The following is a 26,943-nucleotide window of genomic DNA, read 5'->3' as shown; positions in this document are numbered from 1 at the left end:
GCGTCAATCTCCCCCGCGATCTCGCGCAATACGAATCACATCCGGGTTGCGCCGCAGCGCGCGCATCACGTCGGCTAAATGCACGCGGTCGTGCACCTGAATCAGGAACGTCATATACGTCGCCTCCTGATGCCCCTCCTGCTCCATCGATACGTGTGCCACGTTGGCGTCGGCCGAGGTCAAGTCCGCCGCTACGCGCGCAAGAATACCCTTCGTATTGCGCACCAGCACCTTGATCGACACGTCGAATGCACGCGTCGTGTGCTCGGCCCACATGACGTCGATCCAGTGCTCCGGATCCTTGCCATGCAGACGCTTGGCCACGCGGCATTCCTGCACGTGGATCTGCAACCCCTCCCCCTTGCCGATGTAGCCGACGATCGGGTCGCCGGGAATCGGACGGCAGCATGACGAGAACACCATCGCCATGCCTTCGTCGCCGCTGACGGTGACGGCGGGGGCCTCTTCGCCAGCAAAGGTGTGTACGGCCGCCATCAACGCCTCATCGCCGTCGTGACCACCTTCTTGCAGAAGGATTTCGAGGCGACGCGCAACCACGGCGGCCACCCGTCGGCCGAGCGCCAGATCCGCAAAGACGTCTTCACGCGCCTTGTTACCCGTCCATTGCACGATGCGCTCCCACACCTGGGCGGACACGGCCTTCATGTCGATGCCGAGCTGACGTAGCGCCTGTTCGAGCAAACGCTCGCCAAGTTGAATCGCCTCGTCCAGCTTGGCCGTCTTGAGGAAGTGCCGGATTGCCGCACGCGCCTTGCCGGTGCGCACGAACGTGAGCCACGCCGGGTTCGGCTTCGAGTACGGCGCCGTCACCACCTCGACGATGTCGCCGTTCTTCAGTTCCGTACGCAGCGGCAGCAGCTCGTTGTTGATCTTGACCGCAACGCACTGGTTACCGAGATCACTGTGCACCGCATAGGCAAAGTCCAGCGCCGTGGCGCCGCGCGGCAGTGCTCGGATCTCGCCCTTGGGCGTGAACACGTAGACCGCATCCGGGAACAGGTCGATCTTGACGTGCTCCAGAAACTCCTGCGAATCCCCCGTCTGGCTTTGAATGTCGAGCAGCGATTGCAGCCACTGATGTGCTTGTTGCTGCGCGCGGTCGGGCTCGTCGTGGTGCTGCTTGTACATCCAGTGCGCGGCCACGCCGGCTTCCGCAATCTGGTTCATCTCGCGCGTGCGGATCTGGAACTCGACCGGCGTACCGAACGGGCCCACCAGCGTCGTGTGCAGCGACTGATAACCGTTGATCTTGGGGATGGCGATGTAATCTTTGAACTTGCCGGGCATCGGCTTGTACAGGCTGTGCAGCGCGCCCATCGTCATGTAGCACTGCATCTGCGTGTCGACCACCACACGGAAGCCATACACGTCCAGCACCTGCGAGAACGACAACTGCTTGTCGTGCATCTTGCGGTAGATGCTGTACAGCGTTTTTTCGCGGCCGGTCATTTCAGCCGGGATGCCCGCGTCTGTCAGCGCACGCTGGGCCGTTTCAAGAATGCGGCTCACGACTTCGCGTCGATTGCCGCGCGCGGCCTTCACCGCCTTCTCGAGCGTGGCGTACCGGAACGGCGAGCCGATGCGGAAGCTCAGTTCCTGCAGCTCACGATATGTCGTGTTGAGGCCCAGGCGGTGCGCGATCGGCGCGTAAATCTCCATCGTCTCGCCGGCAATGCGGCGGCGCTTCTCCGGCGGCACGTGGTCGAGCGTGCGCATGTTGTGCGTGCGGTCGGCGAGCTTGACGAGAATCACGCGCACATCGCGCGCCATCGCGAGCAGCATCTTGCGGAAGCTCTCCGCCTGCGCCTGCTCGCGGCTCTGGAATTCGAGCTTGTCCAACTTGGTCAGGCCGTCGACCAGCTCTGCGACCTTGGGGCCGAACTTCTCGGCCAATTCGCTCTTGGTCACGCCCTGGTCTTCGATCACGTCATGCAGCAGCGCCGCCATGATCGACTGCACATCCAGCTTCCAGCCTGCGCAGATCTCTGCCACGGCCACGGGATGCGTGATGTACGGCTCGCCGCTCTGGCGGTACTGCCCGAGGTGCGCCTCATCGGAGAAGTGGAACGCTTCCTTCACCAGCTTGAGATCAGCCGGCTTCAGATACGACAGTTTCTCGGCCAGCCCCGAAATGGAGACGACCTGCTGGCGAGGCGGTGCCGCGGGCTGCGAAGTCGGGCCGAACAGATGCCGATAGGTCTGCTCCAGCACCGCGTCGATGAAAAGGGTGTCGGCGCCCTCGGGCTTGGCCGCCTGCTCAGGTGCCTCGGCACTTGTGACCTTGTGCGATTTTGGCGGCAGGGCTGCCCGCTCCCCTACCAGGTCGGCACCACGCGGATCAGGCAAGTTCGGCGCGCCCGTACGAGGCGACGCAGGGCCGGAGCCGGAAGCGGAGGACGGCATGGAAACGATGGAAGCGGTGGAAGACCCGGAAGGAACCGTGGAGACGCCCGACGCAGGACTGGACGACCTCGCGGACGATTCCACCGACGGCACGTTGTGTTCGTGCGTGGCGGAATGTTGGGTCCTGGGCGAAGAAGCGGGCGAGGTAGGCATGCCGGGGTCTAGTGCGTTCGCGGCTTTCACATCCATGAAAGATCGCGAGAACGATCAGTGACCGAGGCAGCGTACCACGCCAGGTAATGCCAGGTAATGCGTGTCAGCTCAGGACGGAACCTTCTTGAGCATCTCGATACCAACCTGGCCGGATGCGATTTCGCGCAATGCGGTCACGGTCGGCTTGTCCTTGGCATCGACCTTGGGCGTGTGGCCCTGCACCAACTGACGGGCGCGGTACGTTGCGGCCAATGCCAGTTCGAAGCGATTCGGAATCTGTTTCAAGCAATCTTCGACGGTAATACGCGCCATGAAAACTCCACCTGGTGGCAAATCTTGTTGATCTCGATATTTTAGCAGCAGCGCAGCACTTCCCTCGGACAGCACGGGGGCGGGGGCGCTACCACACTTTCGCAATCACGCCGAAAAACGCGATTGCGCTGCTTGCTCAGTGAATGCCCAGCTCGACGAACAGCTCACCGTGGCGCGCCTTCTGAGCACCGAAGCGCAGACGCGTGGCCTGCACCACGGTGCGCAGTTCAGCCAATGCGGTATCGAACACTTCGTTGATGATCACGTAGTCGGCTTCGGGTGCGTGCGCCATCTCGGAGCCGGCGGCCAGCAGGCGGCGCACGATCACGTTGGGCTCGTCCTGACCGCGCTTCTTCAAACGTTCTTCCAGCGCCGTGAGCGATGGCGGCAGGATGAAGATTTCGACAGCATTGGAAAAGCGCTGGTGCACCTGTTGGGCGCCCTGCCAGTCGATCTCGAGCAGTACGTCGGTGCCAGCACGCATCTGTTCTTCGATCCACACGCGTGAAGTGGCGTAGTAGTTACCGTGCACCTCGGCCCACTCGAGAAATTCGCCGCGATCACGGCAAGCCTTGAACTCCTCGACGGTCATGAAGTTGTATTCGCGGCCGTGCTGCTCGCCCGGACGCGGCTTGCGCGTGGTGGCCGAGACCGACAGGCGGATCGACGAATCCTGCGCCAGCAGCGCATTCACCAGCGTCGACTTACCGGCGCCCGACGGCGCCACGACCATGAACAGGCTGCCCGGAAAATGATTCTCGATGGGCGTATCGACGGCAGAGTGCGCTTGAGAGGATGGCATGTTCTAGTTCTATTGTTTCGAGTTATTCGAGGTTCTGGACCTGCTCGCGCATCTGCTCGATGAGCAGCTTGAGTTCCATCGATGCATCGGCCAGCTCCTTCGCGGCGGCCTTTGAGCCAAGCGTGTTTGCCTCGCGGTTCAGCTCTTGCATCATGAAGTCCAGGCGCTTGCCGATCTGGCCGCCCTTCTCCAGGATGTGGCGCGTCTCACGCAGGTGCGCTTGCAGGCGCGAGAGTTCTTCGGCGATGTCGATGCGGATGCCGTAGACGGTGGCTTCCTGGCGGATGCGCTCTGTCAGCTCATCGCGCGTCAGCGCCGGCGTGCCTTCCGGTGCGGCCAGGCCAAACGCCTCGCGCAGCCGTTCGGTCAGCTTGTCCTGATGCTGCTGGATCAGGACCGGCACCATCGGCGTGAGTTTGTCGACGATGGCCAGCATCGCGTCAGCACGGTCGAGCAGCACGGCCTTGAGCGCATCGCCTTCGCGACGGCGCGATTCCAGAAGTTGCTTGAGCGCCTCTTTGGCAGCCTCGATCACGGCATCGCGCAGCGCGTCTTGCGTCAGTTGGGGCTCGGCCAGGACGCCAGGCCAGCGCAGGATTTCGCCCATGCGCAGCGAACCCGATGCCGGCAGGTGGCGCGTGACCGCCTGCTCCAGCTTGGCAAGTTGTTGCAGCAGGTCCACATTGAGCGCCGCGACATCACTGGCGGCTTCCTGCCGCTGCAGGTTGATTCGGCATTCCAGCTTGCCGCGCGACAGTGCGCTCATCAGCATTTCGCGCAGGGCCGGCTCGAAGGCGCGGCACTCTTCCGGCGCCCGGAACAGCAGATCGAGAAAGCGCGAGTTGACGGTGCGGAACTCGACCGAAACAGTAGCGACGCTCCCGCTGGGTGCGCCATGGGCATCGGTAAAGGCTGCCTGGCGTGTGGCAACGCCGTAGCCGGTCATGCTATAGATCATGGAATCGTGGTGTGTTGTGCTTGGTCGAATCAGGAAATCCGGCGGCGGTTATTTAACGCCCGGAATTGGCGGGGAATCCCCCACCTTTTGTCGCTTTACAACGTGTGGACTGGTCAGGGAGAATCCGACAGCCATTTCGCCACACAAACCCATGACAGAGTCAAAAGGCTCAGGACAGCCACGCAGTGCCCCGTTGCCGGTTGGTACCTTGCTGTCCAATTATCGTATTGTAAAGAAGTTGGCCAGCGGGGGGTTCAGCTTCGTCTATCTTGCGACCGACGAACATGGGACGCCGGTGGCCGTGAAGGAATATTTGCCGTCTTCGCTGGCGCGTCGTGCGCCGGGCGAATTGATTCCTGTCGTGCCAGAAGAAAGCGGGAGCGCATTCCGCCTCGGGCTCAAATACTTCTTTGAAGAAGGCCGGTCGCTGGCCAAGATTTCCCACCCTGCCATCGTGCGCGTGCTCAATTTCTTCCGGGAAAACGGCACCGTCTACATGGTGATGACGTATGAGCAGGGTAAAACGCTGCAGGAGCACATCCTCACCGCGCGTCAGCAAGGCAAGCTGAAGATGCTGCGCGAGCGCTTCATTCGCCAGGTCTTCCATGACCTGATGAGTGGGCTGCGTGAAGTCCACATCCACAAGCTGCTGCACCTCGACATCAAGCCCGGCAACATTTACCTGCGCGAAGACTTTTCGCCGATCCTGCTTGATTTTGGCGCGGCGCGGCAGACGCTCACCGCAGAGGCCTCGCGCTTCCAGCCGATGTACACGCCGGGCTTTGCCGCACCTGAGCTGTACCGCAAGCACAACGAGCTGGGACCGTGGACGGACATCTACAGCATCGGCGCCACCATCTATGCCTGCATGGCCGGCACGCCGCCTCAGGAAGCCACGCAGCGTGAGAAAGACGACAAGCTGGAAGAGGGCCTGGAGCGCTTGCGCAAGGTCTATACGGCCAGCCTGATCGATCTGGTTGGCTGGTGCTTGAAGATGAAGCCGGAAGAGCGCCCGCAAAGCGTGTTCCGCCTGCAAAAGGTACTGCGTGAAGAAAGCAACGCGCTGACCGAGTTGCAGGCGCTGACCGCCGTCACCCAAGGTGGCCCGGTACCAGAAGAAAAAGAGGCGTTGACGACACGTTTCATGAGCCGCCTGTTGCGCCGCCGGGACAGTTGACAGCCGGGTCGCCGCCGATAGGCGGAGTATGATTTCAAAATGGTGCAGCACCAGGCGGGACTTGCCGCTGCACCGCATCCCATCACCGAATACTCATCTAGCCGCAATGCGATTCTCGGTTTATCAGGAAAGCAAAAAAGGCGCGCGACGCGTCAACCAGGACCGCATGGGCTACTGCTTCACGCGTGATGCCATGCTGATGGTGTTGTGCGATGGCCTGGGCGGGCATTCCCTGGGCGAAGTTGCAGCCCAGCAGGCGCTGCAGACCATGGCGCGCCAGTTCCAGCGCCACGCACGTCCGTCGATCCGCAATCCGCGTGATTTCCTGCACGAGAGCATCATGCTCGCGCACCGCGACATTCACCGCTATGCAGAGACGAACGGCCTGCCCGATGCGCCACGCACGACCATCGTCTGCGCGCTCGCCCAGCGCGGCTCGCTTCACTGGGCGCACGCCGGCGATTCGCGCATGTATCTGATGCGCAAGGGCGAACTGGTGACGCGCACGCGCGATCACTCCAAGATCGAGAACCTGCTGCAACAAGACCGTGTGCTGCCGATGCAGGTGGCGCACCACCCCGAGCGCAACAAGATCTACAACTGCCTGGGCTCGCCCAATCTGCCGCTGATCGACATCGGCGGGCCGGTCAACCTGGAGCCGGGCGACGTTGCCATGCTGTGCTCTGACGGTCTGTGGGGCAGCGTGGAGGAAGACGAACTGGTCGATACCTGCACCAGCTTCTCGGTCACGCAGGCGATTCCCGAGCTGATTGCCCGGGCGCTGCGCAATGCCGGCGACACCGCAGACAACACCACCGCCATCTCCATGATGTGGGAGCTGGACGCCGTGACCACCTCGCAGGATTCGGTGCAGACCGATACCCTCCCGCTGAACGCCTTCACCACGTCCATCCTGGACGCGCCGCAAGGCGAATCAGGGCTGATGTCGGAAGAGGAAATCGAGCGCTCCATCGCGGAAATCCGCGCCGCCATCGACAAGACCAGCAATCTGACGCGCTAAACGCCGTCGCGCAGTGCTTATCCGGCCCGCCCTGCCGAGCGCAGCGCGGGCCGGTATCATGTCGGGCTATCCGTTTTCTTCAGCGAGACCCCACATGCGACCCAGCGGCCGCCAGCCCGATCAACTCCGTCACGTCACCCTCACCCGCAACTTCACGCGCCACGCCGAAGGCTCGGTGCTGGTCTGCTTTGGCGACACGCAAGTGCTCTGCACGGCCAGCGTGCTGCCCAAGGTGCCGCCCCACAAGAAAGGCAGCGGCGAGGGCTGGGTGACTGCCGAATACGGCATGCTGCCGCGCTCGACCCACACGCGCTCCGACCGCGAGGCCGCACGCGGCAAGCAGACCGGCCGTACGCAGGAGATCCAGCGCCTGATCGGCCGCGCGATGCGCTCGGTGTTCGATCTGCGCGCGCTGGGCGAGCACACACTGCATCTCGACTGCGACGTGCTGCAGGCTGATGGCGGCACGCGCACGGCCAGCATTACCGGCGCGTTCGTCGCGGCATATGACGCCGTCTCTGTCATGCGCAAAAAGGGCCTGCTGGTGGGCAACCCTGTTCGCGACTTCGTCGCCGCCGTATCGGTGGGCGTGGTCGATGGCGTACCTGTGCTCGACCTGGACTACCCTGAAGACTCCGCCTGCGATACCGACATGAACGTCGTCATGACCGGCAGCGGTGGCTTTGTGGAAGTGCAAGGCACTGCGGAAGGCACGCCGTTCTCGCGCTCCGAAATGGATGCACTACTGAACCTGGCCGACCAAGGCATCCGCACGCTGATCGACCTGCAGAAGCAGGCGCTGGGCTTGTGACCGGCACTGCCATGCGCAAAATCGTTCTCGCATCGAACAACGCGGGCAAGCTGGTCGAATTCAACGCGCTGCTAGGCACCCTCGGGTTCGACGTGACGCCGCAAGGCGCGCTCGGCATTCCCGAGGCGGAAGAACCCTATGCGACGTTCGTTGAAAACGCGCTCACCAAGGCGCGCCACGCGAGCCGCGCGTCCGGCCTGCCTGCGCTGGCAGACGACTCCGGCATCTGCGTGCATGCGCTGGGCGGCGCGCCGGGCGTGTATTCCGCGCGCTATGCGCAATTGGTGGGTGGGCCGAAATCGGATGCCGCCAACAACGCCCGCCTCGTCCGCGAACTGGCCGGCAAGGCCGATCGCGGCGCACACTATGTTTGTGTGCTCGTCTACGTGCGCCATGCAGATGACCCGCAGCCGATCATTGCCGAAGGTAACTGGTTTGGCGAGGTGATCGACACACCGCGCGGCGACAGCGGCTTCGGCTACGACCCGTATTTCCTGCTGCCGGATCTCGGCAAGACCGCCGCCGAGCTGACCAAGGCCGAGAAGAACAGCGTGAGCCATCGCGCACAAGCCCTCGCGCAGCTTGTCGAACGGCTGCGCACCTTTGAAAACGCCTGACGTTCCGATGATCCCGATTCACCCCGCCGGCGCAGCCAAGGCGCCCTCCGCAACTGCCGCTGAGACCGGTGACAAGGTCACCTCCGTCTTCCTGCAGCCGGGCAAGATCAGCCTGCCGGCTTCGCCGCCGCTGTCCTTGTACGTGCACGTGCCGTGGTGCGTACGCAAGTGCCCGTACTGCGATTTCAACTCGCATGCAGAGCCGGAACGGGGCATCCCGGAAGAGCGCTTTCTGGCTGCCGTGCGGCAGGATTTGGAGGCCGCGCTGCCGATGGTGTGGGGCCGGCATGTGCACACGATCTTCATCGGTGGCGGCACGCCCAGCTTGTTGTCGGCGCAAGGGCTGGACCGTCTGCTGTCGGACATCCGCATGCTGCTGCCGGTCGACGCCGACGCCGAAATCACGATGGAAGCCAACCCGGGCACGTTTGAGGCAGAACGCTTCCGCAGCTACCGCGCCAGCGGCGTGAACCGCCTGTCGATCGGCGTCCAGAGCTTCAACGACGCACACCTACAGGCGCTTGGCCGCATCCACAGTGCCGCTGAAGCGCGCGCCGCAATCGACATCGCCCGCGCGCATTTCGACAACATCAACCTGGACTTGATGTTCGCCCTGCCGGGTCAGACACTCGCCGAATGCGAGGCCGATGTGGAGGCCGCGCTGTCGTTCGATACGAACCACGTGTCGCTGTACCACCTGACGCTGGAGCCCAACACGTACTTCGCCAAGTACCCGCCCGCGCTGCCGGATGACGACACGGCGTTTGCGATGCAGGACTGGATTCACGCGCGGCTGGCTGCGGCGGGCTACGAGCATTACGAGGTATCGGCGTATGCCAAGGCGGGCAAGCGCTGCAAGCACAACCTGAACTACTGGCAATTCGGCGATTACCTCGGCATCGGCCCAGGCGCGCACGGCAAGCTGAGCTTTCCGCACCGGGTCATCCGCGAGATGCGACACAAGCATCCGGACACGTATCTGCGTCAGGCCGAGACGGCCGGCGGCGCGGCGGTGATGCAGGAGCAGCGCGAAGTCGACGCCGCTGACCTGCCGTTCGAATTCATGCTCAACGCGCTGCGACTGACGGACGGTTTCCCGGTCACGCTGTTCCAGGAACGCACGGGCCTGCCGCTGCGCTCCATCGAGCGTGAACTCGATACCGCCGAGCAGCGCGGCCTGCTGAAACGCGACCATGTCGCCATCCGCCCGACCGAGCTGGGCCAGCGATTCCTCAATGATTTGCAGGAATTGTTCTTGGCTGACGACGAAAACTGACGGTAACCGGTGCCAAGTTGCGCCAGGTGCCGTTACAATGGCGCCCTTGCTCGCAACGAGCAGCGCAGCACGAAGGAAGCGTGGCCGAGTGGTTTAAGGCAGCAGTCTTGAAAACTGCCGATGGGGTGACCCATCCGTGAGTTCGAATCTCACCGCTTCCGCCAGTCCTTGCCTTGCTACAAGGCACTCCCAATTTCTCTCGCCGCGTCGATTAACAGCGCCGTTCCGCGGGCATTTTCGCTTTTTCCAGTTTCGGGTCTTCAATAGCGCGTGCCGTGTTAGTGCCGCGCCATCGGCCAAAGCGCATTGGGATCCTCTCCAAGCGCCTTGGCAATGGCCAGACGAACGCGCTTCGCCCCGTTGCCCGCGATGGAAGACGACAGCAGTTGCGGAGTGACGTCGTCCAAACCCAGCTTTTCTGAAAGTTCACGCAAGGTGGCCTTGCCGAAACGCTCGTTGAGAAGACGTTTTACGGTAGGCATGGCGCGGGGAAATTCGCGAGGAGCGGGCGTGACCCCGCCAACCTGATTAGCGCTCTTGCGCTCCTTCGACTCTGTCGAGAAATCGACCGGTTGAGGGACAGGATTCTCGGCCATAGACCGGCCTAGATTTGTTAGAGCTTCAGCTGCGTTTCGCCCTGTGCTGGAGCACATCGTGTCCGGTGCGACCAACACCGCAAAATAGCGTCCACGATCTTGGTACAACCTTACCTTGCAAATCAAATCCATAGTAGTCGGGCGCTAAATCAAAACGGACGTATTGATTATTCTTTTTCTTAATGGAATAACCTGACCGCGGCTGCTGCGCGCCGTTAACCAAAGCCAAGAACGCAAGCGCCGCCCCAAGCCCCCCGGGCTTGGGGTTGGTCGAGCGCATGAAGACTCTTCCCCGTTCTTCAAAAAAGGTACAACTCTTTTTATTTTTCCCTCACCAATAAGCTTCTTGGTGAGGGCTTGCGCATCAACGCCGAAGCCATGTCGCCGGATCGCCAACTCGAAAAGACAAGGGGAGAATCCGCTCACCCCGTGTCTACGAGTCAGGTTTGGCCTGCGAGGGCCAGACGACTTGCTGTTTTCCCCGTTGCCCGCCCCGCGTCGGTCCCATGGAACCGCACAGGTGCTGAACATTCTTATTTGGCATGATGCTGACACCGTATATTGTCGGGAACGATAGCAGACGCTATTCTGACTGGCACCCTGCTAATTAGAGGGCATGAACCCGCCAGCAGACGCCGTTCGTGCCGGCTGCTTTTTTTTGGTGCAGCGGGCGCGGATCAACATATCCGGGAGCGCGGCAAGTGCTGGCAGCGCTGTCATGATCACAGCCTTGTGCAACTGTTTGTCGCTGCCTGGGATTGCGACCCAGCTTGGTATTGCACATCGGCGCCTGGCCATCAGTTCTCTTTCGTATTGCAACCAAACGCGGCAGACCATGGAAGTCCTCAATGATGTGAGCGCGATCGCTTTGGCCAATAGTCTTCCGGATGGCGTCTTTCTGGTCGACGAGCGTGGGCGGATCCGTCACGCCAATGCGGCGTGGCAGGACATCCTTGGTTATCGGCCATCCGAGCTGGTCGAGCAATGCATGCTCGAGCTTGTAGCGCCGGACGACCGCGACAGAACGCAACGGGAAGCGGGTCGCGTTCAGGCAGGTGCAAAGTGCACTGGATTCGAGAATCGCTATCGCCACCAGCTTGGCACCGATGTCCAGTTGTCGTGGTCGGCACAGTGGAGCGTCGAGCACCAACTGCGCATTGGCGTGGCGCGTAACGTCACCGCAACGAGGACGCTGGCAGAGCGCAGCCCCTTGGCGCAACTGCAGGCGCGTCTGGCGCCTCACGAGTCCCGGGTATTGCAACTGTTGTTGACCGAGGCCGCAGAAAAGCAGATTGCGGAACAGCTCGGCCTTGCCGTTTCAACCACGCACTCCTACATCACAAACGTCTATCGCAAGTTCGGCGTGCGTGGCCGCGCTGGGCTGATGAGCCTGTGGCTCAAGGAGATGCAGAACCGCTGACACCCGCCCTCTCCTTCGCCGTGCCTTGGCGAGAGAGCGCTTACGCGCCGCCCGGTCGGCATCGGGGCATCTCAGCTTCACGACTTGGCACAAATAGCGCGCAACCCCTGCGCTATACTGCCGCCCGTCACGCACACAACGTGACCTCGGATTGGCGTCCGAGAGCAGATACAGGCGGGTAACCGCCGGCTGGCGGTTTTTTTACGCCCGTTCATCAAGCGCCTCCTATGGCCGGGCCTTGGTGAGGGAGCGCTCGCGCTCGCCGGTTTCCTGTATCGCCGGTACGCCAACCTTGCCTTGTGCCCGGCCACCCCGATTGGCGTCGGGGTTCGGGTACCTAGACCCGATACAGGAGCATCGAAATGCGCCACGCCCTTGCTCGCCTAGAGGACAGGCAATCTCCTTTGCAAGATACCCTCGGTAATCGCAACGACGGGACTGAGCCGCTTCAACAGCAACGTGCCGATCTTGTGCGTGCGCTCGCAGCAGCCGAAGCCTCAGTAAGAACATTCCCTGCCGGTTCGCTGAAACAGGCCAAGGCGCGGGCACGGGTCACGCGACTGCAGAACGAATTGAGACGCTTGAAAGCCACGCTTGGCATGGCCAGGCCACGTCAGAACCTGGGCGACTTCCTGATCGAGATGTTTCGCGAGCGCGTTTCCCGCAACGAGTGGCAGTGCATCGTCGCCGAGGCGCGACGCCGCCATGATTCAAAAGCTGCGGAACGTCAAATCGGACCGCTTGCCGCAGGGCCTGGAGTGCAAAGCTGATATAGTCGCGTCGGCTCCGATTTCTGAACCTTGCGATGTCTCTCGTTTTTCGCCGAACCGCCCTCTCGTTCGTTGCCGCAGCCTCGGTTGCAGGCGCCGGTTTCGTCCACGCGCAAGCCAGCGCGCCACAAGCGCCGGCAGTGTCCACGGCAGCGTCGGGCGGCACCGTTGCCGAGCTGCAGCAGTTGCTGGCGCAGAAGCGCTTGACCGAACTGCGCACGACCTACAACGGCGACTACGGCACCAGCCTGCTGCTCGTCAACGAAGACACCACGGCCTACGTTGCCCTGTCGTATCGCAAAGAACTGTGGCGTGTGTACAAGTTTGCGTCGGTCGCTCCGGCCGAAGGCGCATACGACACACTGGCGAGCCAGACCCGGACATGGGCCGAAGATGATCTGCGCCGCGCCGTCACGGCGGGCCAGAAGGCGCAACTGGAGCGCGAAGCCCAGGCAGCTCAGCAGCGTGCCGCATCGCTCAGCCAGGAAGTGCGCATCATGCAGGCGCAGCGCCAGAAGATGCTGACCGAGCAGCAGACCATGCGGCAGGAGACCAAGGCGCTGGACATCGAGCGCCGCGCGTACCAGACCCAGGTTGAATCGCTGCAGCAGCAGATCCGCCTGCTGGAAAAGCAGCTCAACGATCCGCACTGGTCGCCAGCACCGTAAACGTCTGCGATATTCACATTCCTGGCTTGGCGCAGAAACGGCAGGCCAGCGACCTCCCCAGCCTTCGGTGCGGCCCGCATCGACTTAGGATCAATCTGATCGACCACCGTCCACCCACCGCTTAGCATGGCGCCTGCTTGCGCAGCCGGCTTTGCTTTGACGTCCGCTGCGGCCATCAGCGGAGACGGACTTGGAATCGCCCCACTTCATCATTGACGGACACCTGCGCCTACCGGGTCTGGTGCGTATGCCGCCGCCTTTCGGGCCACCACTCGACGAGGCGCTGGCCATCGTCGGCACACAGGTGAGTACGCCCGCCGATCCTGCCGCCAAAACCTACGGTGAAGCCGGCGCAACTACTCGCGGGCAATGGCGTCAACGCATGACCGTGCTGTCAATTGGCGTGGCCTGCACATTGGCCGCTGCGCTGCTTGGCTGGCAGACCAGGCCGCATCGGCAACATCGGCAGCAGGCCGAAGTGTCGGATCAGACCACCGTGGCCGTCATCGCCCAGCCAACCACACCGGGCGTTCCGCACGAGAACCTTGCTACCGAGCAGGTCGCACTAATAGAAACCCACGAGCCCGAGGAATCCGAAGCCGTTACCGCAGCCGCAGCGGCGGTCGCGCAGGCTCCAGACATAGCGTTGGACGGTGTGGAAGTTGCCGCGCCAGTCATCGCTGCTGCATCGCCGGCCGTGACGCAATTGCCGGAGAAATCGATACGGCTGCGCAAGCTTGTGCGGGCTACCGAGCCAGCGCCGAGGCTGCCCGAGTTGGAACACCCGGCCACACCGCACGACGACGAATCTGCGTTCATCGAACTTGAACCGGCACCGGTCGACACCGCTCCAATCGCCTCTGGCTATGCGGCCCCAAGCGCGTCGGCGCGCATTGAACTGCAACGGCATACGCGCTTCACGGACTGACCAGCGCGCCGAGCTGCTGCGCGGGCTCAGTGCAGCTGGCCGCCCGTTTCGCGTACGTCGTGCAGCGTGCGCAGCGTTGTCTCGATGGCGATGCGCAGGCCCGTGACGATGGTGTCATGCGCCATACTCGGTTGCCCCGGGTGCTTGGCTGCCTGCGACGGCAGATACGGGATGTGGATAAAGCCGCCGCGCGTCGGCAGCTTGTGGCGGGCGATGGCATGCATCAGCCCATAGAAGACGTGGTTACAGACAAAGGTACCCGCTGTCTGCGAGACCGATGCAGGAACGCCGCCCGCACGCAGTTCGCGCACGATAGCCTTGATCGGTAACGTTGAAAAATACGCGGCCGGCCCATCACTTGCGATGGCGATATCGATGGGTTGCTTACCGGCGTTGTCAGCAATGCGTGCGTCGTCGACGTTGATGGCGATGCGCTCGATGGCCATCTCGGCGCGGCCGCCAGCCTGCCCCACGGCGATCACCACATCCGGCTGCAGCGTCTGCAGCAACTTGCCGAGCACTTTGTTGGATTCACCAAAGATGGTCGGCAACTGGCGCGCGACAATCTCGGCACCGGCGATTCCTTGGCCATCGAGGGTGCGCACGGCTTCCCACGACGGATTGATGGGTTCGTTCTCAAACGGATCGAAACCGGTGACGAGGACGGTAGGCATGACGTTCTCCTGCGTGCAGCGTAGGACTAAAACGATGATAAACGTCCGTCGAACATCATGCCCAAGCGCGTTGCGGCGTCAGTTTGCCTTGCTGCGCTTGTTCTCGAAGTTCAACAGGATGTCGACTTCTTCCGTGCCCGCGGTGTGCAGCCATTCGCGCGTCAGACGCTCGCCCAGGCGGCGCATATCGCCCTGCAGCGTCACGTCCGGATTGAGCACGCGCACGCCGGTCTTGGCGAGTTCGGCTTCATCGCGCTCATAGGTCTGGCGGCTCGAATCCCACCCGCGCGTCTCGTACTCCTTGGCGAGCTTGAGCACGGTCTGCTGCATCGCCGGCGGTAGCTTGGCGAAGCGCGCCTCGTTGACGAACACGGCGTTCTTCGGGATCCACGCGTTGACCTTGTAGTAATAGGTCATGCGCTGGCCAGCCTTCGTTTCCAAACCGGTGGACGGCGAGGTGACCATAGTGTCGATCCGGCCGCCGGCAATCGCGGCGGTCAGGTCGGCGGCCTCCACCTGCACGGCCTGCGCACCGTACAGCTCGGCAATGCGCTTTTGCGCCGCGTTATAGGTGCGCAAACGATGTCCCTTCAGGTCGGACAAACGGGCGATCGGTGTTTCGGAATACAGGTTCTGCGGCGGCCAGGGCACGGCGTACAGCAGGCGCAATCCGTTGGCCTTCATCAGCGCTTCGATGTGGCTGCGCGAGGCATCCCACAGCAGGCGCGCATCGTTGTAGCCCGACACCACGAAGGGAATTGAATCCACGCCGAAGAGCGGATCGCGCTGGGCCAGCGTCGAAAGCATCACCTCGCCCGCTTCGGCCTTGCCGTCCTTGACGCCATCAAAGATGGCGGCCGGCTTGAGCAGCGTGCCGTTCGGATAGACGTCCAGCTTGAGCCCGCCGTTGGTGGCGGCACTGACGGCGCTGGCGAAGGCCTGCAGGTTTTGCGTATGGAAATTGAGGGCCGGATACGGCGTGGCCACTCGGAGCGTTTCCGCGCGGGCTTGCGCGGCGGAAATCAGCGACAGGGCGCTGACTGCAAGAACACAAAGAAAGCGGCGTCCCGACATGGAACGGCCGCTCGTCATCTGGCTGCTCATGAATCCCCCCGGAGAAGAGCACGATGCGAGGTCTACACGACCGCATGCCCTTGTCTCGCGGGCAGCGATCGCGCTTGGTGGCGTCGGCCGGCTAAGAGCCGCCCGCGTGACGCACACCGCACGCGACGCATTAAACACGATTAGTGAAGCATCAGGAAGTACAAGAGCACGATATTGGCTGTAAGCAACAGCAGCGCGGTCGGGACTTGCGCTTTGATCACAGCGTTCTTATCAGAAAGCTCCAGCAGCGCAGCCGGCACGACATTGAAGTTGGCCGCCATCGGGGTCATCAGCGTGCCGCAGTAGCCCGAGAACATGCCGACGGCCGCCATCACCGCCGGGTTGCCATGGAACACGCCCACCAGGATCGGCACGCCCACGCCGCCCGTCATGACCGGGAAGGCCGCAAAGCCGTTGCCCATGATGACGGTGAACAGCGCCATGCCCACGCAATAGACGATGACCGCGACGAGGCGATAGTCCATGTTGATGTAAGCGGTGGTCAGGTGCGCCACGGCCTTGCCCACACCGGCATCGGCGAAGACGAGACCCAGCATGGCCAGCATCTGCGGCAGCACCAGCGCCCAGCCGAGCGACTCCGTCAGCCGGCGCGATTCACGCATGGCTTGCACCGGCGTGTCGCGCGTCAACCAGCACGCCAGCGCGAGCGAGATGATGCAGCCCAGACCCAGCGAGACGAAGGTCTGGTTCTTCGGATCGAGCAGCAGATCGCCGCCAATCTTGATGTCCTTGAGGAACACGCTGCCGATGACAGTGACCAGCGGAATGGTCAGTGCTGGAATGAACAGGCGGTTGCCCAGGCGCTTGGCGGATGCGCGGCGCTCTTCTGCCGGCAGTTCGCCATGCTTGCCCAGCGTCACACCGCCCGTGCCGGCCAGCAGTGCCATCACCACGGCGCCGACGCCCACCGCAATCGGCGGAATCTTGTCGCCAACGAGAAAGATGACGGCGAAGATCGCCCAGAACAGGCCCGTGGTCCAGCGACGCGGGTGGCCCTTGTCGGCAAAGGTCATCAGCGCGGTGATCGTCAGGATGATCCCGGCCAGCCAGTACAGATAATTGATCGACAGAATCATGGCTTACCCCTGCTTGGCCGCGGCCGCGTTGGTGTTAGCGGCGGCACCCATTTCACGGGCAAGCCAGCCGTCCAGGCGCTTGAGGCGCACCGAGTGGATCAGGAACGCGCAGACCGCAGTCGGGATGCCCCACACCGCGATGTGCAGCGGTTCCACGTCGATGCCCGAGCCGAGCAGGAACGTGTGCATCAGCGCGATGGCGCCAAAGGCCACGAAGATGTCCTCACCGAAGAACAGGCCGACGTTGTCCGTGGCGGCGCAGAAGGCCAGCAGACGTTCGCGCACCGGCGCCGGCAGCTTGCCGAAGCGGTTTTCGGCGGCGCCTTCTGCCATCGGGGCCAGCAGCGGACGCACCATCTGCGGATGCCCGCCGAGGCTCGTTAGGCCCGCCGCCGCCGTCAGCTCGCGCACGGCGAGGTAGACGATCAGCAGACGACCCACCGTGGCCGATTGGATGCGCGAGATCCAGTTCTGCGCGTGTTCACGCAAGCCGTGACGCTCGAGCAAACCCACCACCGCGAGCGGCAGCAGGATGATCAGCGGCAACGTCCGCGTCTTGATGATGCCCGTCCCGATCGCCGTCAGGATCTGGCCGATGGACATCGATGCCGCAAAGCCGGTGGCGATGGCGGCCACAGCCACCACCAGCATCGGATTGAATCGCAGGATGAATCCCGCGATGATGACGACCACCCCGATCAGCGGCCATAGATTCACTGCCGTACCCATGTGGTGCTTCCCCCCCAAGTTAATAAAAAGCCCCGTTGGAAGGACGGGGCCGTGGCTCAGGCGCCGGCGCGAACAGCGATACCCTCGCTGCCCAGCCGTTCCCGAATGCGTCGCGCGAACGCCAGCGCATGCGCGCCGTCGCCGTGCAGACAAACCGTTTCCGCGCGGATCGGAACCCACGTGCCGTCGATGGCCTTTACGCGCTGCTCGCGCACCATCGTCAGCGTCTGGTCCAACGCGGCATCTTCGCTGTCGATCAAGGCACCCGGCGTGCCGCGTTTGACGAGCGAGCCGTCGGCGTTGTACCCGCGATCGGCAAACACCTCTTCCTTGGCCTGCAGACCAAGTTCGCGCGCTGCCTTGACCAGCTCACCGCCCGCCAGACCGAACACCACCAGCGACGGATCGAAATCACGGATCGCGCGCACGATGGCGACGGCCAGAGGCCGGTCACGCGAAGCCTGGTTGTACAGCGCGCCGTGCGCTTTCACGTGGGCCAGCTTGCCGCCCTGCGCACGCACGATGGCAGAGAGCCCGCCAATCTGGAACAGCACGCCCGCGTAGATTTCATCCGGCGGGAGGTGCATTTCAGTGCGGCCAAAATTCTCGCGATCAGGAAAGCTCGGATGCGCGCCGATCGACACGCCCTGGCGCAGCGCCCAGCCGACGGTCTGGCGCATCGTGTTGACGTCGCCGGCGTGCCAGCCGCAGGCGATGTTGGCGGAACTCACCAGCGTGAGGAGCGCCTCGTCGGTATCGCAGCCTTCGCCAAGGTCGGCGTTCAGATCAATTGCAGTCATGGTGTTGTCTTCCGGTGCATCAGGCGTTCAGTCGCGTCTTGGCGGTGCGGTGCGCGCTCGACAAAATGCCCTGGCGCTGCCAATCCAGCGCGGTTTCGATTTGTTGCAGATACCGTGCCACGTCGGCGCGGGCGGCTTCGGCCTCTTCCAGCGTCACGCGCTCAAAGCGCACGCGCGTGCCAAGCGGAATCTGCGCCAGGCGCCATTGGTCGGCCAGGATGACGGAGCCGATCTTCGGATAGCCGCCCGTGGTCTGCGCATCGGCCATCAGCACAATGGGCTGGCCCGACGGCGGCACCTGGATCACGCCCGGCACCACGCCGTGCGACAGCAGATCGCCGCTGCGCTGCTTCTTGCGCTTGAGTTCCGGCCCTTGCAGGCGAAAGCCCATGCGGTTGCTATTGGGCGTGAGCGTCCAGTCCGATTCCCAGAACGCGGCTTGCGCATCGGCAACGAAATCGTCGTATTCGGGACCCGGCAGCACGCGCATGACGGGTGTGTCCTTCTGCGCGCGGTCGAACGTCCAGCGTGCGGCCTTCACGGCAACGGTATCGCCGCTGATGTCGGGGGCGTACGTCGTGTCTGCAGGCAACACCGGCAGCCTGTCGCCGTCCTTCAGCGGGCGCCCTTCGAGGCCGCCGAAGCCGGCTTTCAGATCGGTGCTGCGCGAGCCCATCATCTCGGGCACATCGATGCCGCCGGCCACACAGAGATACGCTCGCACACCGCCCTGCGCCACACGCAAGGTTAGCGTCTGACCACGCTGCACGGGGATGGCGCGCCATGCATGCACCGGCGCGCCGTCGAGCGTGGCGCGGCAATCGGCGCCCGTCAGCGCGATCAAGCCGTTGGCGTGGAAGCGCAGCGTGGCGTTGCCCAGCGTGAACTCGATGCCCGCCGCATCACTGCGGTTACCGACCAGGCGGTTGCCCACATACAGCGACAGCGGATCGAGCGCGCCGGATGTGCACACGCCAAAGCGGCGATAGCCGGTGCGGCCCAGGTCTTGCACGGAAGCCAGCACGCCGGCCCGCACGATCTCGATCATGGGTTGGGGTTTCGAAGTCATGCGCGCACCTTCGAGGCAACAAAGCGGATACGGTCTCCAGGCGCCAGCAGCGTGGGGGGATTGCGCTGCGGCATGAAGAGCGCCGCGTCTGTGCGGCCAAGCAGTTGCCAGCCACCGGGGGATGCGGCCGGGTAGATGCCGGTCTGCTCGCCGCCGATGCCCACCGAGCCGGCCGGCACGGCCATGCGTGGCTCGGCGCGGCGTGGCGTGGCGAGCGACTTGTCGAGCCCGCCCATGTAGGCAAAGCCCGGCTGGAAACCCAGGAAATAGACGATGTATTCGGGCGCGGTGTGACGACGCACGACTTCGGCCGTGCTCAGGCCGGTGTGCTTGGCCACTTCGCGCAGATCGGGACCTTCGTCACCGCCATAGGCGACTTCGATGTCGACGAGTTTGCCGTCGGCCACCAGCGCCTGGCTTTCTTCCCAGGCCTCGCGCAGTTGAGTGGTCAATCGTTGCGCATCAGCCAACGGGCCAAACACGAGCGTGAGGTTGTTCATGCCGGGCACCACGTCGACCACGCCCGCCCAATTGGACGCGCGCGAGGCCATGGCCCAGATGCGCTGCTGACAAGTCAGGGTGGCCGGCGGCGGCACTTCGCACAACAGCGCCAGTTCGCCCAGCCGGTGAATCGTGCACTGCAACTTAACCCCCGTCCCGTGTGCGCCGTTGGCGGGAAGATCCCGGCAAAACGATGCGCGATTGAAAACGAAAGCGATACGTTAATAAATTGTCGATAAATTCTGTATAAGAAGTAACCCTTAGTCGCTCAGGGCCAAGTCGCGGCGGAACGCGGTCCGGCTGCACTCATCATAGGTGCCGGACACGGTCAGCGTGACAGGCATGTTATGCCCGAGTCATATGAAAAGAGGAAGACGCCTCTAGAACAAGAGGCGTTGAGGAATAGCCGGAAGCGCGAGGATCAGGCGCCGGGCTCTTCGCGCGTGATGCGCAGGCCCAGAACAAGCGCGGCGATGGCGCACACGGCCATCATGCCCAGCAGCGGCAGCGCGGTCTGGCCGATGGCGGCAACCACCGTACCGGTCACCATGCCGAGGCCGAATTGCATGGCGCCCATGAGCGCCGAGCCCGTACCCGCACGCGCGCCCTGCCCCGCCATTGCAAGGGCGCCGGTGTTGGGCGAGATGCAGCCGATCGATGCGATGTAGCAGAACAGCGCCACCAGCACGAGCGGCAGCGGCGTATAACCCGCCGCCGCGGCTGCCGCAGCCAGCACGCTGGTGATAACCGGCACCCACAGCGCCCGCCGCAGCACGCGCGCCGGCGAATATTTACGCACCAGCCGCACATTCACGCGCGAGGCCGCGATCATCCCCGCCGCGTTGCTGCCGAACACCCACGCGTAGTGCGAGGGCGTCAGCCCATAACCGTCGATCAGCACGAACGACGACACGGTGATGTACGCAAACATGCCCGACAGGAACACCGCGCCGCACCACATATAGGCGGCGTAATGGTGATCGCGCAGGAGTTCCCAGTAGTCGCGCAGCACGTGGCTGACGGCCAGCTTGCGCGCCTGCTCGGGCGCCAGCGACTCGCGCATCAGGTAGTGCACGGCCACCAGCGACAGCACGCCAAACGCCGTCAGCAAAGCAAAGATGACCCGCCACGTTGCGAATTGCAGCACCGCGCCGCCAATCATCGGTGCGAGGATCGGCGCCACCCCCATCACCAGCATCAGCGTGGAATACGCCTGCGCGGCGCCGCCCGGGTCCATGCGATCACGCACGGCAGCGCGTGCGATAACCATGCCCGCGCAGCCGCCAAATCCCTGCACGCCGCGCAGCACGGCCAGCATCGTGGCGTCTTTGGCAAACGCGCAACCGATGGATGCCGCCACGTACATCGCCAGACCGATATAGAGCGGCGGCTTTCGGCCAAACCGATCGCTAGCCGGGCCATAGATGAGCTGGCCGATCGCCAGGCTGATCAAGAAGACGGTCAGCGTGAGCCCCGCCGCAGCCGACGACGTATTCAGATCGCGCGCGATGGTCGGCAGGCTCGGCAGGTACATGTCGACCGACAGGGGGCCGATGGCCGTGAGCGCGCCAAGCAACAGGAGCCAGCCGGGAATCGGGCCGGGCATGCGGGATCGTGCAGGAGCGGGAGCAGTCATGAAGGGAGAACGAGACGCGGCGCAGACGTGCAGCCCGCGCCGGAGCAAACCAAGAACTTTAGCGCAAAGTGGCGAACCACGGGCGCGCACCGGCCAGGTGCAAGGCGGCCTGCGCGCCCCACCCGAGGGCTGAGCGTGCAACCTGCATACGTCGGCATGACAAGCTGGAACCTCCAAATGGCCCCGATGGACCCGGCACGGGATTTGCACTCCGCCACCCCTCGTACGAGGCAGTCGCGAGCTGGCCGAAATCGCCGTCCGGTGCGGTGCCGGACGATATAATTTGTTGTTGATGGCAAGCATCACACAACCATGATGATTGCTGCGATGCGTCGGCGCGAACCTGCATCGGCGTTGCCTGCTGTGAAGTGTCGTCAACACCCAAAATGAGACCGCCTCCGCTGCGTACCCTGCACGGTGAGCGGCACGGAAACCACGAGCCAACTGTTGTGACACCACTCCCACCACGCCTGTCGCTGACGGGCATGACCAAGCGCTACCCGAGCGTGGTCGCCAACGACGGCGTCAGCCTGACAGTCGCGCCGGGCGAGATCCATGCCGTGCTGGGCGAAAACGGCGCGGGCAAGTCGACGCTGATGAAGATCATCTTCGGCGCCGTGCAGCCTGACGCCGGCGAGATGCTGCTCGACGGCCAGCGCGTCGAGATCGCCAATCCGCACCAGGCCCGCGCGCTGGGCATCGCCATGGTGTTCCAGCACTTCTCGTTGTTCGACACGCTCACGGTGGCAGAGAACATTCTGCTCGGCCTGCCCGCGGGTACCGACTTGCGCGACGTGGCCGATCAGGTGCGCAGCACCGGCGAGAAATACGGCCTCCCGCTGGAGCCGCACCGCCATGTGCACACGCTGTCCGTCGGCGAGCGCCAGCGCGTGGAAATCGTGCGCGCATTGCTCACCAAGCCGCGCCTGCTGATTCTTGACGAACCGACCTCGGTGCTGACACCGCAGGCCGTCGAGAAGCTCTTCGTGACGCTGCGCCAGTTGGCGGCGGAGGGCACAAGCATCCTCTACATCAGCCACAAGCTCGACGAGATTCAGGCCCTGTGCCACGCCGCCACGGTGATGCGCATGGGCAAGGTCACAGGCGTGTGCGACCCGCGCCAGGAAACGGCGGCGTCGCTATCGCGCATGATGATCGGCGGCGAGCCTCCGCGTGAATTGCGCCCGCAGACCATACCGGGCGAAGTGCGCATGGAAGTGGCCGGTCTGTCGCTGCCCAAGGCACACGCCTTTGCGACGGAGCTGCGTGACATCGCACTGCAATTGCGCAGCGGCGAGATCGTCGGCATTGCGGGCGTGTCAGGCAACGGGCAGCAGGAACTCCTGGCGGCCCTGTCTGGCGAAGACACCCGCGCCCCGGCACAAACCATCAGCATCGGCAACGAGCCGGTCGCCAAGCTCGACCCGCGTGCACGCCGCAAGCGCGGACTGTCGTTCGTGCCGGAAGAGCGCCTCGGGCGCGGCGCTGTGCCATCGCTGTCGCTGGCCGCCAATACGCTGCTGACGCATCAGCGTGCGCCGCAGGTGCGTGGCGGGCTCATCGACAAGAAGGCGGCAGGCAAGCTGGCCACCGGCATCATCAATCGATTTGGCGTGAAGGCCGGCGGCCCGGATGCATTGGCCAAGAGCCTGTCGGGCGGCAACCTGCAGAAATTCATCGTCGGCCGCGAAATTGAATGCGCGCCGCGCGTGCTCATCGTCGCGCAACCGACCTGGGGCGTGGACGTGGGCGCGGCGGCCCAGATCCACAACGAAATCCTCGCGCTCAAGGCCGGGGGCTGCGCCATCCTGATCGTGTCAGAAGAACTCGACGAACTCTTTGCGCTGTGCGATTGCCTGCACGTGATCGCCAACGGGCGCCTCTCCCCTTCAACCCCCACGCACGCCACCGACCGCGAACAGATCGGCCTGTGGATGAGCGGTATGTGGGACAAAGCCGCGGCTTCGCCGGCAGCAACCTCGGAGGTAGCCCATGGCTGACGTCATGCATGGCAGCCGCCTGGCGCTGCCGATCTCGCTGGAGCTGCGCGCAATCCCGTCGCGCACCATGGCCTATGCCTCGCCGCTGATCGCGCTGGTGCTGACGATGGTGTTTGGCCTGCTGCTGTTCGCGCTGCTGGGCAAAGACCCGGTGGCGGGCATGCGCGTGTTTCTGGTCGAGCCGCTGGCCAGCAAACGCGCGATTGGTGAAGTGCTGCTCAAGACCGTGCCGCTGGTGCTGTGCGCACTGGGCTTGTCCGTGTGCTATCGCGCCAACGTCTGGAACATCGGCGCGGAGGGGCAGCTCATCGTCGGCGGCATCTTCGCGGCGGCCACGATCATTTACTTCGATACGCCCACGCCCGCCATCCCCGGCGGCTTTGCGTTGGTGCTGGCCGTCGTCGCCGGCCTGATCGGCGGGGCGCTGTGGGCCGCCATTACCGCGCTGCTGCGCGATCGTTTCCACGCCAACGAGATCCTCGTCTCGCTCATGCTCACGTACATCGCGCAGTTGTTGCTGCTGTACGTGGTCAACGGGCCGTTGAAGGACCCGAACGGCATGAATTTCCCGCAGTCGATCGTGTTCGACAGCGCATTTGTTCTACCTACGCTCGTGGCCGGCACGCGTCTGCACGTCGGCTTCCTGTTCATGCTTGTGATGACGGCGGCGATGACGTTGTTCGTCTTCCGCAGCTTTGCGGGCTATCGCCTGCAAGTGGGCGGGCTGGCGCCGCAAGCGGCCCGTTACGCGGGTTTCTCGTCGCGTGCGGCGCTGTGGACGGCGCTGCTGATGTCGGGCGGCCTGGCAGGCATTGCCGGCGCCTTCGAGGTCACGGGCCCAATCGGGCAGCTGCTGCCATCCATTTCTCCAGGCTACGGCTTTGCCGCCATCGTGGTGGCATTCGTCGGGCGCCTGAATCCGGTCGGCACGGTGCTGGGCGCGATTGTGATGTCGCTGTTCTATATCGGCGGCGAGCTTGCGCAATCGCGCCTGGGCCTGCCGTCGGCCATTACCGGAGTGTTCCAGGGCATGCTGTTGTTTTTCCTGCTCGCCTGCGACACGCTCATCGAATACCGCCTGCGCTGGCGCGCGCATCACTGATCAGGCCTCACACATGGAAAGTCTCGCTCCCCTGATCGCCGCGTCGATCAACGCCGGCACCCCGCTGTTGCTGGCCGCCCTGGGCCTCTTGATGAACGAGCGCTCCGGCGTGCTGAACCTCGGCGCCGAAGGCATGATGCTGGTGGCCGCCGTGGTCGGCTTCATGGTCGGTTACCAGACGCAGATTCCGCTGCTGGGTTTTGCTGCCGGCGCGATTGCCGGCATGGTGATGGCGGCCCTCTTCGCGTGGCTGGCGCTGGTGCTCGTTACCAACCAAGTCGCGACGGGCCTCGCCTTGTCGATCTTCGGCACCGGGCTGTCTGCCTTCATGGGGCAGCGCTTTGTCGGCATGTCACTGCCAGCGCAGGCGCACGGCATCCCGGGGCTGGAGTCGATTCCGTTCGTCGGCCCTGCCCTGTTCGCACACCACTGGATGGTCTATTTCAGCCTGCTGCTGTGCGGCGCGATTGCCTGGTTCCTGTTCAAGACGCGCGCGGGGCTCACGCTGCGCGCGATCGGTGAATCGCCGGAGTCGGCTCACGCGCTCGGCTACCCGGTGCGCACCATCCGCTTTGGCGCGCTGCTGTTTGGCGGCGCATGCTGCGGGCTGGCCGGCGCATACCTGTCGCTGGTCTACACGCCAATGTGGGTCGAAAACATGGTTGCCGGCCGCGGCTGGATTGCCCTCGCGCTGACCACCTTTGCCACCTGGCGCCCAATGCGCATCCTGTTCGGCGCGCTGCTGTTTGGCGGTGTGACGATCCTGCAGTTCTACCTGCAGGGGATGGGCGTATCGGTGCCATCGCAAATTCTGTCGATGGCGCCGTTTGCCGCCACCATCGTCGTGCTGGCCATCATCTCGCGCAATCCGGATTGGATTCGCCTGAACATGCCTGCATCGCTCGGCAAGCCGTTCCGCCCAGGGGCTGCCTAAACTGCTGCCTACGGCTTCTGCATTCCCGTCCTTTGTTTCAAGCTTCAACACAGTCAACGAGCCACACAACAGGAGAAATCGATGAACGTTACCCGCAGGATCACGCTGGCCGCCCTGGCCGCCGGTGCTGCCCTGACCCTCTGGGGTTGCGGCAAATCCAACGAAGCCGCAGGCGACAAGACCGCCGCGCCGGCCGCTTCCTCGGCCCCCGCCGCTGCCGCGCCGGCACCGGCCAATGAGCCGCTGAAGGTCGCGTTTGTCTACGTCGGCCCGGTGGGCGATGCGGGCTGGACATACGCTCACGACGCCGGCCGCAAGGAAGTCGAAGCCAAGTTCGGCGACAAGGTGAAGACGAGCTTTGTCGAAAACGTGCCCGAAAGCGCTGCAGACGCCGAGCGCGTGTTCCGCGACCTGGCCACCCAGGGCAACAAGGTCATCTTCGGCACGAGCTTCGGTTTCATGGAATCGATGCTCAAGGTCGCCAAGGAATTCCCGGACGTGAAGTTCGAGCACGCCACCGGTTTCAAGACCGCTGACAACCTCGGCCAATACGACGTGCGCACGTATGAAGGCGCGTACCTGGCGGGCGTGGTGGCCGGCAAGATGAGCAAGTCGGGCAAGCTTGGCGTGGTGGGTTCGGTGCCCATCCCCGAGGTGATCCGCAACATCGACTCGTTCACGCTGGGCGCACGCAGCGTCAACCCGAAGGCCACCACCCGCGTGGTTTGGGTCAACAAATGGTTCGATCCGGGCAAGGAGCGCGAAGCTGCCACCACCCTCATCGGCCAAGGGGTCGACGTGCTGATGCAGAACACCGACTCCGCAGCAGTCGTGCAGACCGCGCAAGAGAAAGGCGTCTACGCGATCGGCTGGGACAGCGACATGACCAAGTTTGGCGAGAAGGCCCACCTGGCCGCTTCGATCAACAAATGGGGCGTGTACTACACCAAGGTCGTCGGCGACGTGCTTGAAAACAAGTGGAAGCCGGAAACCGTGTGGTGGGGCCTGAAGGAAGGCGCGATCGATCTGGGTGCGTACAACGCCGTGGTACCGGAAGACGTGAAGACGCTGGTCGAGACCCGCAAGAAGGGCATCATCGACGGCTCGGCACCGATCTGGAAGGGTCCGCTCAAGGACAACACCGGCAAGGAAGTCCTGCCCGCCGACAAGGTCGCCGACGATGGCTTCCTGCACGGCATCAAGTTCTACGTCGACGGCGTGGAAGGCAAGATTCCGGGCTAACCTGCCCACGGTCCTACTGCGCGGTCCGATCTTGGCTCTGTGATGCTCGCCGTACCCATGTACGGCTGCGCTTCTCAAGCCAACTTCGGAGCGCTCGCTACGGACCATGAACAGGTTCGTTG

28 protein-coding genes and 1 tRNA gene are annotated in these 26,943 nt (G+C 63.7%); 15 read left to right on the top strand and 14 right to left on the bottom strand.

Annotated elements, in window-relative coordinates:
* Nucleotides 1-3 precede the first annotated feature (3 nt).
* The gene (locus tag BG83_RS0102420; RefSeq protein WP_024975232.1) at nt 4-2,424 is read right to left on the bottom strand and encodes a RelA/SpoT family protein; all 2,421 of its coding nucleotides are present in this window, start codon (nt 2,422-2,424) and stop codon (nt 4-6) included.
* Here BG83_RS0102420 and BG83_RS0102415 point away from each other — a divergent pair.
* A complete protein-coding gene (locus BG83_RS0102415) occupies nt 2,423-2,638 on the top strand; it encodes a hypothetical protein (RefSeq protein WP_037031501.1) in 216 nt (71 codons plus the stop codon). The genes BG83_RS0102420 and BG83_RS0102415 overlap by 2 nt on opposite strands.
* Nucleotides 2,639-2,685: 47 nt before the next feature.
* Here BG83_RS0102415 and rpoZ read toward each other — a convergent pair whose 3' ends face one another.
* The 3 genes from rpoZ to BG83_RS0102400 form a co-directional block, all read right to left on the bottom strand.
* A complete protein-coding gene (rpoZ, locus tag BG83_RS0102410; RefSeq protein ID WP_004630929.1) occupies nt 2,686-2,889 on the bottom strand; it encodes a DNA-directed RNA polymerase subunit omega in 204 nt (67 codons plus the stop codon).
* Between the two features lie 136 nt (nt 2,890-3,025).
* The gene (gmk, locus tag BG83_RS0102405; RefSeq protein ID WP_024975230.1) at nt 3,026-3,691 is read right to left on the bottom strand and encodes a guanylate kinase; all 666 of its coding nucleotides are present in this window, start codon (nt 3,689-3,691) and stop codon (nt 3,026-3,028) included.
* A 22-nt stretch (nt 3,692-3,713) separates the two neighbouring features.
* Nucleotides 3,714-4,649, bottom strand: a complete 936-nt coding sequence (locus BG83_RS0102400) for a YicC/YloC family endoribonuclease (protein ID WP_024975229.1) — start codon at nt 4,647-4,649, stop codon at nt 3,714-3,716.
* A 151-nt stretch (nt 4,650-4,800) separates the two neighbouring features.
* Here BG83_RS0102400 and BG83_RS0102395 point away from each other — a divergent pair, with 151 nt between their 5' ends.
* From BG83_RS0102395 to BG83_RS0102370, 6 genes are all read left to right on the top strand, one after another.
* A complete protein-coding gene (locus tag BG83_RS0102395; RefSeq protein ID WP_024975228.1) occupies nt 4,801-5,826 on the top strand; it encodes a serine/threonine-protein kinase in 1,026 nt (341 codons plus the stop codon).
* A gap of 106 nt (nt 5,827-5,932) precedes the next feature.
* A complete protein-coding gene (locus BG83_RS0102390) occupies nt 5,933-6,847 on the top strand; it encodes a PP2C family protein-serine/threonine phosphatase (protein ID WP_024975227.1) in 915 nt (304 codons plus the stop codon).
* 94 nt (nt 6,848-6,941) lie between these two features.
* Nucleotides 6,942-7,658: a ribonuclease PH gene (gene rph / locus BG83_RS0102385; RefSeq protein ID WP_024975226.1), complete on the top strand. Its 717-nt coding sequence runs from the start codon at nt 6,942-6,944 to the stop codon at nt 7,656-7,658.
* A gap of 11 nt (nt 7,659-7,669) precedes the next feature.
* On the top strand, nt 7,670-8,275 hold the full coding sequence (gene rdgB, locus BG83_RS0102380) for an RdgB/HAM1 family non-canonical purine NTP pyrophosphatase (protein WP_024975225.1): 606 nt from the start codon (nt 7,670-7,672) through the stop codon (nt 8,273-8,275).
* 7 nt (nt 8,276-8,282) lie between these two features.
* Nucleotides 8,283-9,551: a radical SAM family heme chaperone HemW gene (gene hemW, locus BG83_RS0102375; RefSeq protein WP_024975224.1), complete on the top strand. Its 1,269-nt coding sequence runs from the start codon at nt 8,283-8,285 to the stop codon at nt 9,549-9,551.
* Nucleotides 9,552-9,625: 74 nt separating this feature from the next.
* A tRNA-Ser gene (locus BG83_RS0102370) sits at nt 9,626-9,715 on the top strand.
* A 114-nt stretch (nt 9,716-9,829) separates the two neighbouring features.
* Here BG83_RS0102370 and BG83_RS27565 read toward each other — a convergent pair.
* Both BG83_RS27565 and BG83_RS29215 read right to left on the bottom strand, forming a co-directional pair.
* Nucleotides 9,830-10,147 (bottom strand): hypothetical protein, encoded by a 318-nt coding sequence (locus tag BG83_RS27565; protein ID WP_024975223.1) that lies wholly within the window; start codon nt 10,145-10,147, stop codon nt 9,830-9,832.
* Nucleotides 10,148-10,172: 25 nt separating this feature from the next.
* Nucleotides 10,173-10,427, bottom strand: coding sequence for a hypothetical protein (locus BG83_RS29215; protein ID WP_152543659.1), 255 nt, complete (start codon nt 10,425-10,427; stop codon nt 10,173-10,175).
* Nucleotides 10,428-10,865: 438 nt separating this feature from the next.
* On the opposite strand from BG83_RS29215, the gene BG83_RS0102360 reads away from it, so the two are divergent.
* From BG83_RS0102360 to BG83_RS0102345, 4 genes are all read left to right on the top strand, one after another.
* Complete coding sequence (locus BG83_RS0102360; RefSeq protein ID WP_235193147.1) at nt 10,866-11,567, top strand: PAS domain S-box protein; 702 nt, start codon at nt 10,866-10,868, stop codon at nt 11,565-11,567.
* Nucleotides 11,568-11,929: 362 nt separating this feature from the next.
* Nucleotides 11,930-12,337 carry a hypothetical protein gene (locus BG83_RS0102355; RefSeq protein WP_024975221.1) on the top strand — a complete coding sequence of 136 codons (408 nt, stop codon included), beginning with the start codon at nt 11,930-11,932 and terminating at the stop codon, nt 12,335-12,337.
* 35 nt (nt 12,338-12,372) lie between these two features.
* The gene (locus BG83_RS0102350) at nt 12,373-13,005 is read left to right on the top strand and encodes a DUF2968 domain-containing protein (protein WP_024975220.1); all 633 of its coding nucleotides are present in this window, start codon (nt 12,373-12,375) and stop codon (nt 13,003-13,005) included.
* 190 nt (nt 13,006-13,195) lie between these two features.
* On the top strand, nt 13,196-13,933 hold the full coding sequence (locus tag BG83_RS0102345; protein ID WP_235193146.1) for a ribonuclease E: 738 nt from the start codon (nt 13,196-13,198) through the stop codon (nt 13,931-13,933).
* A gap of 26 nt (nt 13,934-13,959) precedes the next feature.
* Here BG83_RS0102345 and pcp read toward each other — a convergent pair whose 3' ends face one another.
* The 8 genes from pcp to BG83_RS0102305 form a co-directional block, all read right to left on the bottom strand.
* On the bottom strand, nt 13,960-14,607 hold the full coding sequence (gene pcp / locus BG83_RS0102340) for a pyroglutamyl-peptidase I (protein ID WP_024975218.1): 648 nt from the start codon (nt 14,605-14,607) through the stop codon (nt 13,960-13,962).
* A 78-nt stretch (nt 14,608-14,685) separates the two neighbouring features.
* Complete coding sequence (locus BG83_RS0102335; protein ID WP_024975217.1) at nt 14,686-15,711, bottom strand: TRAP transporter substrate-binding protein; 1,026 nt, start codon at nt 15,709-15,711, stop codon at nt 14,686-14,688.
* A 140-nt stretch (nt 15,712-15,851) separates the two neighbouring features.
* The gene (locus BG83_RS0102330) at nt 15,852-16,808 is read right to left on the bottom strand and encodes a DUF979 domain-containing protein (RefSeq protein ID WP_024975216.1); all 957 of its coding nucleotides are present in this window, start codon (nt 16,806-16,808) and stop codon (nt 15,852-15,854) included.
* 3 nt (nt 16,809-16,811) lie between these two features.
* A complete protein-coding gene (locus tag BG83_RS0102325; RefSeq protein WP_024975215.1) occupies nt 16,812-17,537 on the bottom strand; it encodes a DUF969 domain-containing protein in 726 nt (241 codons plus the stop codon).
* A 56-nt stretch (nt 17,538-17,593) separates the two neighbouring features.
* A complete protein-coding gene (gene pxpA, locus BG83_RS0102320; RefSeq protein WP_024975214.1) occupies nt 17,594-18,337 on the bottom strand; it encodes a 5-oxoprolinase subunit PxpA in 744 nt (247 codons plus the stop codon).
* A gap of 19 nt (nt 18,338-18,356) precedes the next feature.
* Nucleotides 18,357-19,406: a biotin-dependent carboxyltransferase family protein gene (locus BG83_RS0102315; protein ID WP_080693641.1), complete on the bottom strand. Its 1,050-nt coding sequence runs from the start codon at nt 19,404-19,406 to the stop codon at nt 18,357-18,359.
* Nucleotides 19,403-20,050 carry a 5-oxoprolinase subunit PxpB gene (gene pxpB, locus BG83_RS0102310; protein ID WP_024975212.1) on the bottom strand — a complete coding sequence of 216 codons (648 nt, stop codon included), beginning with the start codon at nt 20,048-20,050 and terminating at the stop codon, nt 19,403-19,405. The genes BG83_RS0102315 and pxpB overlap by 4 nt, the downstream gene beginning before the upstream one ends.
* 278 nt (nt 20,051-20,328) lie before the next feature.
* On the bottom strand, nt 20,329-21,543 hold the full coding sequence (locus BG83_RS0102305) for a multidrug effflux MFS transporter (RefSeq protein WP_024975211.1): 1,215 nt from the start codon (nt 21,541-21,543) through the stop codon (nt 20,329-20,331).
* Nucleotides 21,544-22,028: 485 nt separating this feature from the next.
* Here BG83_RS0102305 and BG83_RS0102300 point away from each other — a divergent pair, with 485 nt between their 5' ends.
* From BG83_RS0102300 to BG83_RS0102285, 4 genes are all read left to right on the top strand, one after another.
* Nucleotides 22,029-23,543, top strand: a complete 1,515-nt coding sequence (locus BG83_RS0102300; RefSeq protein WP_024975210.1) for an ABC transporter ATP-binding protein — start codon at nt 22,029-22,031, stop codon at nt 23,541-23,543.
* Nucleotides 23,536-24,645, top strand: a complete 1,110-nt coding sequence (locus BG83_RS0102295) for an ABC transporter permease (protein ID WP_024975209.1) — start codon at nt 23,536-23,538, stop codon at nt 24,643-24,645. Before BG83_RS0102300 ends, BG83_RS0102295 begins: the two co-directional genes overlap by 8 nt.
* 13 nt (nt 24,646-24,658) lie before the next feature.
* Entirely contained in the window at nt 24,659-25,579 is a 921-nt protein-coding gene (locus tag BG83_RS0102290; RefSeq protein WP_024975208.1) for an ABC transporter permease, read from the top strand.
* A gap of 81 nt (nt 25,580-25,660) precedes the next feature.
* A complete protein-coding gene (locus tag BG83_RS0102285; protein ID WP_024975207.1) occupies nt 25,661-26,821 on the top strand; it encodes a BMP family ABC transporter substrate-binding protein in 1,161 nt (386 codons plus the stop codon).
* The last annotated feature ends 122 nt before the right edge of the window (nt 26,822-26,943 follow it).

The sequence above is a fragment of the Ralstonia pickettii genome, from assembly GCF_000607165.1.
Classification (GTDB): Bacteria; Pseudomonadota; Gammaproteobacteria; order Burkholderiales; family Burkholderiaceae; genus Ralstonia; species Ralstonia holmesii.
Note: the sequence above shows the minus strand (reverse complement) of the source record. Positions and strands in the feature narration are given on the sequence as shown.